Here is a 6974-nt window from a genome sequence, read left to right as displayed (position 1 = left end):
TGGCGCGAGTTCACAGTAAAATTGCCAACACTCGAGCCGATTTTCTCCACAAGCTATCCCGCAAGATAGTCAATGAGAACCAAGTGATTGTGGTGGAAAATCTAGCCGTGAAGAACATGGTCAGGAATCACAGCCTCGCTAAGGCAATAAGCGATGTGGGTTGGGGAATGTTTTCGACCCTGCTCAAATACAAGGCCGAGGCGGAAGGAAAGGTCTATCTGGAAGTGGATCGATTTTTCCCCAGCACTCACCTCTGTTCTGAAACTCTATTGCCGTTACCCAAGATGGGACTCGACGTGCGATCGTTTGAATGTCCGCAATGTGGGCAGATTCACGACCGCGACATCAATGCGGCAATCAATCTTAAAAATGAAGGCTTGCGGATATGGGCCTCGGGAACCGGGGCTTCTGCCAGTGGAGGGAATGTAAGTCCAAAGGGAGGTCGAATTCGTTCGACGCTTTCCGAGGCAATTCCCAGTGAAGCTGGAAGCCACTCATCAATCGCCTCGCGATGATGAGTGGTAGTTCACCCTGCTGCGTTGACTTATTAAAATTGAAGTAATTGCGACACCACGCGATCGAGTTCCGCGACGATAGGCGTTGTTTCCACTTGATGAAACGCATCGACGATCGCGCGGTAATACCACAACGTCCCCTCTTTTTTACCGCGAAACCGTTCCCAAATCGCATCGCCGACGATCGCGTAATCTTTCAAAATCGATCGCGCGTTGTATAACTTATCCGCCGCCGACACCAGACGAACCGACGGAGACGCCGATAAAATCTTGGCGATATAGGCTTCTTTTCGCGTTTTCCAGGGGGGTTTGGGGGTCGTATTGGCGTCCGTACAGCCTTCAACGATTTCCGTCACCGTCTCCCCAAAGCGGCGGCGAATTTCTATGGCGATGGGTGCGCCCCCACAATCCTCGATCGCGTCGTGAAGTAAGGCGGCGATCGCTTCGTCTTCGTTTGCGCCGTATTCTAACGCCAAACTCGCCACACCGAGAACGTGCGCGACGTATGGAACCCCCGAACCTTTGCGAACTTGCATTTTGTGGAGTTCCGTCGCCCAAACCAGAGCATCAGTAAAGCGTTGAGACAGTTGCATAAAACGACTTATTTCTCGGTTCGATATCCTGTTTACAGTTTAACGAGAACTGAAAACGAACGCTCTAAAATTTAGAGTATTTTATAAAGCGTTGCTTGAGTTAAAAAAAATCTCTCCAATCCCTCGAGATTAGAGAGTCAATCGAATTGTAAAATCCGAGATCGAGAACAGGTCGAGTTAGGCTTACAGTGTATTGACCTCGATGACACTACCATTGAAATTGTAGTTTTTCCCTTCTAACTCTATCGGCGTCCCAATTTTTAACTTGCTCCCTCCTAAAACTACACCGTTATCGGTAATCTGAGCGTCTCCCCCCAGCGTTAGCATCATATTAATACTATAAAGTTCCTCCGCTCGAGGATCGGGTAACTCTTTGACGGAACCGTCCGGTTGTGGAATTGCTAACATCCGAGGAAGACGTTCGACGGTTTTCACGTTAACCTGTCCGCTGGGTTGATTGCGGATAATAATATTGGTTTTTCCGACTTCTCGCAGATTTTGCAAAAATCCCTCGGGATCGAGAACGCTCAACCCGCGCACGATAACGCTCACTTCAACAGGTTTCGTCGTCGTATTGATTTGTGCGACCGAACCCGAGGTTCCGGGGAAGAGAAAAATTCCCACGAATACCATGACGATGACCAGGAGTGCGCCCACGTCGAGGAGGCTGACTTTACCGAACAAGCGACCTTTAGAATCGAGAAATTTCATCAGTGGCGGGTTACAAAAAACGCTGTCGGTCAGAGCGTATCACAAATTTGGGGAAGACAGCGCAGATCGCGGGGGCGATCGCCTTGAAGACCGTCGAAAAGTACGGCGAACGGGATCGAGCGGCGAACTTCTTTCCGGTTGATTTCGTCAAAATAGTATAGGTAAGTTCTTTTTCGCAGGATTGATATGTTTTCCCCACTCAGACGTCTTTTAAAACGTCGCGTTTCCTATCTCGTGCTGTCGGTTTTCGCTGCTGTGGGGGTTTGGACGACCTCGAGTCTTGCAGTACGGGGCTTTTCGATTTGGGATATCCTTCCGAGTGCGGTGCAGTTGATTCAACTGTCTACGATGTCTGACGAACAGGAAGTGGCGATCGGCGAACAAATTAACGATCGCCTCCTCGAAAACGACATCACCCTTTACGAGAATTCCCAAGTCAACCAATACGTCAACGACATCGGCCAGCGACTCGTCCGCGTCAGCGAGCGATCGGACCTTCCCTTTACGTTCCAAGTGGTTCGCGACGATAGCGTCAACGCTTTCGCCACTCTCGGCGGCTTCGTTTACCTCAACACGGGTTTAATTCGCGAAGCCGACAACGAAGCCGAACTCGCCGGAGTCATCGCCCACGAAATCGGTCACGTCGTCGAGCGCCACGTCCTCGATAACCTGAAACAAGCAGCGATCGCCCAAGGGGTCTTGAACGCGGCGGGAGTCGATCCCAACGTTCTCGTCCAAATCGGTTACGAACTGGCGATTAACCGTCCGAGTAGCCGTCGCGCCGAGTACGAAGCCGACGAGGTGGGGTTGTCTCTGGTTCGCTCGGCGGGTTACGCTCCCGTGGGGATGGTGAATTTCTATCACAATCTGACGAGTCGTTCGTCGATTCCCGAATTTCTCAGTACCCACCCCAACACCAGCGATCGCATCGTGAGACTGCGAGAGCGCATCGACCCCGAAACGGCGGCGCAAGGAGACGGCTTAGACGAAGCGTACTATCGCCGTCAGATTCAACCGCTGCTTTAGTGAAATTGTTACAACGTGAGTACGGGGAAGTTCGGCGCGCGATCGTAGCGGGTCATATCCTCGAATTTTCGCAGTTCGGCCCGTTTGACGTGCAACGGCGGTGCGTCTCGGAACCTGTCGTTCGCTGTCTGGGTGAGGAACGGCGCTAACGCCGTGCGATCGCCTTCGCGGGACAGGTTCCCGAAATAGCCCAGCGTCACGTGGGCGGTCAAGTAATATTGCTGTTCGATACCGAGGCGCATCAAGTCGCTGTTTTGATAGATAGCGCGACGCAAACGCACGATGCGATCGTAGGAGGCTTCGTCGAGGGGAACCAAACAGGCGGCGATCGCCCGCGTCATCACCGCCAAACCGACGACTTTCCAACGGACGGGGTGGGCGCTGCTGATGCTGTCTTGCGTCTGTTGGAAAATTTCGCCGATACAAGTCCGCAAGCGATCGTCGAACTCTGGAAACTGGGCGATCGCGTCTCGGTAAGCACTATCCCAAATTAAATCGGCGAGGGTAAAGTGGAAGCTATCTGGGGGAACGGGAACGAAAAAGTCGCGATCGAGGCGATCGCACAATCGGTTCTGACAGGAACGAATCACTTCGTAAAACTCGCTGTCCGAAGGACTGTCACACCACGGCGGCGTGATGACGCTATAACCGGGGAACGGCTTCGGTTGTCGTCCACCTTCTGGACGGGGCGCGAATTTCGGAGATTCGACAATATGATGGAGCGTTTTCGCCTGGGACTCCGTGTCCACGAGCTTCGCAACGCGATCGAGATAAATTTGATAAGTATCGTCCAAAATACATTTCTCCCAAAAGCCTTCTATATTCTGCATTATGGGCGATTTCGCGGGACAAAAGACAGCGATGGGGGAAATTAGAGAGGGGGAGAGGGGGAGAGGGGGAGAAGGGGAGAAGGGGAGAGGGGGAGAGGGGGAGAAGGGGAGAAACAGTTATCTGTTTGCTGTCTTTACGGGTGACTGTTCCCCGTTCCCTGTTCCCCGTTCCCTGTTCCCGATTCCCTGTTCCCTATCAACTATCAACTATCGAAATGCCAATTTACGTGTATTGGGGAGAAGACGATTTCGCGATCGATCGCGCGGTGACAGCGTTACGCGATCGCACCCTCGATCCGGCTTGGGGATCGTTTAACTTCGACAAAATTCCACCAGACAGCCCCGAAGCGACGCAACAAGGCTTGAATCAGGCGATGACGCCTCCCTTTGGTGGGGGCGGACGGTTCGTGTGGCTTCAGAATACTCGCCTGTGTCAGCAATGTTCGGCGGAACTCCACGCGGAATTAGAACGCACGCTCAAAGCGATTCCCGAAACGTCGGTGTTGCTGCTGACGACGCGACAGAAACCCGATAACCGTCTGAAATCGACAAAGTTGTTGAAAACGGTAGCCCAGTTTCAGGAGTTTTCTGCGATTCCTCCTTGGAAAACCGATCTACTGGAAAAGCGCGTCCGTCAGGTAGCGAAAGAAGTGGGGGTCACGCTGACGGAGGAGGCGGTCGCGTTACTCGCAGAAGCGGTGGGGAACGATACCCGCCAACTGTTCGGCGAGTTAGAAAAGTTGTCCTTGTGGGTGGGGGAAGATAACGTGACGGCCGCTGCGGTGGAACAGTTGGTAACGGCGACGACACAAAATAGTTTGCAACTGGCGAAGGCGATTCTCGACGGACGCACGGATATCGCCTTGGGGTTAGTCTCGGAGTTAGTCGCCCGCAACGAAGCGCCTTTGAGGATCGTCGCCACGCTGACGGGTCAGTTTCGGACGTGGCTTTGGGTCAAGTTAATGGTGGAGGGTCGAGAACGAGACGAAAGGGCGATCGCTCGAGCGGCGGAAGTGGGAAATCCCAAGCGAGTTTATTTTCTGCGTCGAGAGGTCGATCGCGTCGGACTCGGACAGTTACAGCAAACGCTGGGCGTGTTGTTGTCCTTGGAATTCCAGCTCAAACGAGGCGCCGACCCCGTCGCGACTCTTCAGATGAAAGTGATAGAATTGTGCGGAATTTGTCGCGGTTAGGGGGTTGAGTCGTGAGTCGGCAAGGTTGGCTAGTCGGACTGTTGGCGCTGTTGCTGCTGTCGGGTTGCGGCGGCGAAGGGGAATCTCCCATCGCGGAAACGGATAAGGCGCAAGTCGCACGGACGTTGGCCGAGACGTTACAGACTCTCGAAACGCAACGTCAAGCGTTGTACGAATCCTTAGAAGGGACAGTCGAACCCGAGGCGTTGGCGGCGGTTCGCTGCAACACCCCAGATTCGGTTGAGGGACTGTCTCGCTCGGTGCGTCGCGAAATTATCGAGTACTGTGAAAATGCTGAAGACCTCGTTCGCAACGCGAATTTTACCGTTTCGCAGTTTAACGAAACCCTCGATCGCCTCGATCCTGGGTTGGAAACTTGGGACGAGGAATTTCAGGAACTGTTTAATAACGAATGGTTGCGCCTTCAAGGACAAGTTCGATCTCAGTAGCGGGGAACCGAGCGATCGACTACGATCGCGTAGGCGTCGATCCCACCGGACAGGTTGAAAACTTTGGCAAAGCCCCGACTTTCTAACCAATGACAGGCGTAAGCCGAGCGAATCCCGTGGTGACACATGACGATCGTTTCTGTTCTGGGATCGAATGTCTCTTCAATTTCTACGATCCACTCGTGGGCTTGACTCATGGGCAAGTTGGTAAAGCCGTCGATCGCGGCAATTTCCACTTCTTCGGGTTCTCGCACGTCGATCAGTTGCAGGGGGTTCGTCTCCGTCGCCAGACGCTCGGCGAGTTTTTCGACATTTATCGAGGAAACCATCGTCAATCTTCTAAACTGCGTTGTGTGGGTAACAGCGTCTCGCACTCAAGCCTTAACGACACTTTGAAAAATGCAGTTCGAGGTTGAAGGCGTTGAGTTTAGTGGGATCGAGACAATCGAATCAAGCTTTTTTGAATTAATAGTATTTCTATTATTAAAACCCGCGATCGATCTGTCAATTGTCTTGAAATATTTTGAAATAAAATTTATAATTTTTTTGGATTTTTAAAGAATATCGAAACGATCTGTCATCTATTTTTAGGTCAGCGATTCTTAACGCGATCGCCTCCAAAAAATAGCGATCGGAGTTCATCCCATCGCCAAGTCTCAACTATCGCAGCAGTTCGTCAACCGTGACTTCAAAACCCGGTAAAACCGCCTGGGTCGCGAGGGTATTGCCCGAGGTAAAAATCTGGCGATCGCCCTCCGTCACGACCATAACCCAAGCCACTTCAGGATACACCAACCAAACCTCTAACGCCCCCGTTCGCAAATATTCCAAGGCTTTAGAAATCACATCTTCAGCGTAATCCGTGGGCGAAACAATTTCAGCCGTGAGGGGAAAACTTTGAGGAAGGACTGTTTCGTCACCGTAGCGATCGACCAATTCCGGCGTTAAGTAGGCCACATCTGGCGATCGCCCGCGTCCTTCCGTCCGACAGGGAACTTCCGTATAGACTTCACCTCCTAACCCACTAGAATCTTTGTACGCTCTCCAGTGGTAGTACAAATTTCCTTGAATCCGGCTGTGTTTGAGCGTCATACCGTTTTTCTCGACCAATTGTCCCCCTACCCATTCCGTGCGATCGGGAGGACGTTGCATCCAATCGTCGAGAGATTCGATTGGGGGGAAACTCGGCGTAACAACAACCATCAGCAATTCGTCTCAGTCAAGACAGAAAAAGGCTTTGTCCGATTTTAACCCAACTTTTTGGGATGGGGAGACTCTTCAGGGGAGAGGGGGAGCAAGGGAGAGGGGGAGAGAGGGAGAGGGGGAGAGAGGGAGAGGGGGAGAGAGGGAGAGGGGGAGCAAGGGAGAGGGGGAGCAAGGGAGAGGGGGAGCAAGGGAGAGGGGGAGCAAGGGAGAGGGGGAGCAAGGGAGAGGGGGAGCAAGGGAGAGGGGGAGCAAGGGAGAGGGGGAGAAACTATTAACTGTTCCCTGTTCCCTGTTCCCTGTTCCCTGTTCCCTGTTCCCTGTCTTCACTGGTGACTGGCGACTGGCGACTGGTGACTGGTGACTGGTACGACTGTATAAAGAATCGATCGCCGAATTCGCGAATATCTCGCAACACCGATCCGGTATAGTGATCGGTCAGTGTCGCTGTATG

Annotated in this window: 10 protein-coding genes; 5 read left to right on the top strand and 5 right to left on the bottom strand. The window is 52.7% G+C overall.

Features of this window, described 5'->3' with window-relative positions; translation table 11 throughout:
• The coding region (locus GEI7105_RS28810; protein WP_017658983.1) for an RNA-guided endonuclease InsQ/TnpB family protein at nt 1–515 on the top strand (515 nt) is incomplete at its 5' end.
• A gap of 32 nt (nt 516–547) precedes the next feature.
• On the opposite strand, the gene GEI7105_RS0102885 is transcribed toward GEI7105_RS28810, so the two are convergent.
• Both GEI7105_RS0102885 and GEI7105_RS0102880 read right to left on the bottom strand, forming a co-directional pair.
• On the bottom strand, nt 548–1108 hold the full coding sequence (locus GEI7105_RS0102885) for an HD domain-containing protein (RefSeq protein ID WP_017658982.1): 561 nt from the start codon (nt 1106–1108) through the stop codon (nt 548–550).
• A 183-nt stretch (nt 1109–1291) separates the two neighbouring features.
• Nucleotides 1292–1819 (bottom strand): DUF4330 domain-containing protein, encoded by a 528-nt coding sequence (locus GEI7105_RS0102880; protein ID WP_017658981.1) that lies wholly within the window; start codon nt 1817–1819, stop codon nt 1292–1294.
• Between the two features lie 2 nt (nt 1820–1821).
• Between GEI7105_RS0102880 and GEI7105_RS38160 the strand changes: the two genes are divergently transcribed.
• Both GEI7105_RS38160 and GEI7105_RS0102870 read left to right on the top strand, forming a co-directional pair.
• A complete protein-coding gene (locus tag GEI7105_RS38160; RefSeq protein WP_017658980.1) occupies nt 1822–1980 on the top strand; it encodes a hypothetical protein in 159 nt (52 codons plus the stop codon).
• A gap of 73 nt (nt 1981–2053) precedes the next feature.
• On the top strand, nt 2054–2845 hold the full coding sequence (locus tag GEI7105_RS0102870; protein WP_245555363.1) for a M48 family metallopeptidase: 792 nt from the start codon (nt 2054–2056) through the stop codon (nt 2843–2845).
• 8 nt (nt 2846–2853) lie between these two features.
• Here the strand turns inward: GEI7105_RS0102870 and GEI7105_RS0102865 are convergent, their stop codons facing one another.
• Complete coding sequence (locus GEI7105_RS0102865) at nt 2854–3675, bottom strand: DUF1868 domain-containing protein (protein ID WP_017658978.1); 822 nt, start codon at nt 3673–3675, stop codon at nt 2854–2856.
• Between the two features lie 215 nt (nt 3676–3890).
• On the opposite strand from GEI7105_RS0102865, the gene holA reads away from it, so the two are divergent.
• Both holA and GEI7105_RS0102855 read left to right on the top strand, forming a co-directional pair.
• On the top strand, nt 3891–4868 hold the full coding sequence (gene holA, locus GEI7105_RS0102860) for a DNA polymerase III subunit delta (protein ID WP_017658977.1): 978 nt from the start codon (nt 3891–3893) through the stop codon (nt 4866–4868).
• Nucleotides 4869–4879: 11 nt separating this feature from the next.
• A complete protein-coding gene (locus GEI7105_RS0102855) occupies nt 4880–5317 on the top strand; it encodes a DUF4168 domain-containing protein (RefSeq protein ID WP_017658976.1) in 438 nt (145 codons plus the stop codon).
• On the opposite strand, the gene GEI7105_RS0102850 is transcribed toward GEI7105_RS0102855, so the two are convergent.
• Both GEI7105_RS0102850 and GEI7105_RS0102840 read right to left on the bottom strand, forming a co-directional pair.
• A complete protein-coding gene (locus GEI7105_RS0102850) occupies nt 5311–5646 on the bottom strand; it encodes a rhodanese-like domain-containing protein (RefSeq protein WP_017658975.1) in 336 nt (111 codons plus the stop codon). The genes GEI7105_RS0102855 and GEI7105_RS0102850 overlap by 7 nt on opposite strands.
• A gap of 331 nt (nt 5647–5977) precedes the next feature.
• Complete coding sequence (locus tag GEI7105_RS0102840; RefSeq protein WP_035492610.1) at nt 5978–6520, bottom strand: Uma2 family endonuclease; 543 nt, start codon at nt 6518–6520, stop codon at nt 5978–5980.
• Nucleotides 6521–6974 lie beyond the last annotated feature (454 nt).

Origin of the sequence: Baaleninema simplex PCC 7105 (genome assembly GCF_000332355.1) — a bacterium.
GTDB lineage: Bacteria > Cyanobacteriota > Cyanobacteriia > Cyanobacteriales > Geitlerinemataceae > Baaleninema > Baaleninema simplex.
Note: the sequence above shows the minus strand (reverse complement) of the source record. Positions and strands in the feature narration are given on the sequence as shown.

Coding starts and splice junctions, on each gene's coding strand:
- GEI7105_RS0102885 (WP_017658982.1), bottom strand. CDS start 1,108: ATGCAACTGTCTCAACGCTTTACTGATGCTCTGGTTTGGGCGACGGAA.
- GEI7105_RS0102880 (WP_017658981.1), bottom strand. CDS start 1,819: ATGAAATTTCTCGATTCTAAAGGTCGCTTGTTCGGTAAAGTCAGCCTC.
- GEI7105_RS0102865 (WP_017658978.1), bottom strand. CDS start 3,675: ATGCAGAATATAGAAGGCTTTTGGGAGAAATGTATTTTGGACGATACT.
- holA (WP_017658977.1), top strand. CDS start 3,891: ATGCCAATTTACGTGTATTGGGGAGAAGACGATTTCGCGATCGATCGC.
- GEI7105_RS0102850 (WP_017658975.1), bottom strand. CDS start 5,646: ATGGTTTCCTCGATAAATGTCGAAAAACTCGCCGAGCGTCTGGCGACG.
- GEI7105_RS0102840 (WP_035492610.1), bottom strand. CDS start 6,520: ATGGTTGTTGTTACGCCGAGTTTCCCCCCAATCGAATCTCTCGACGAT.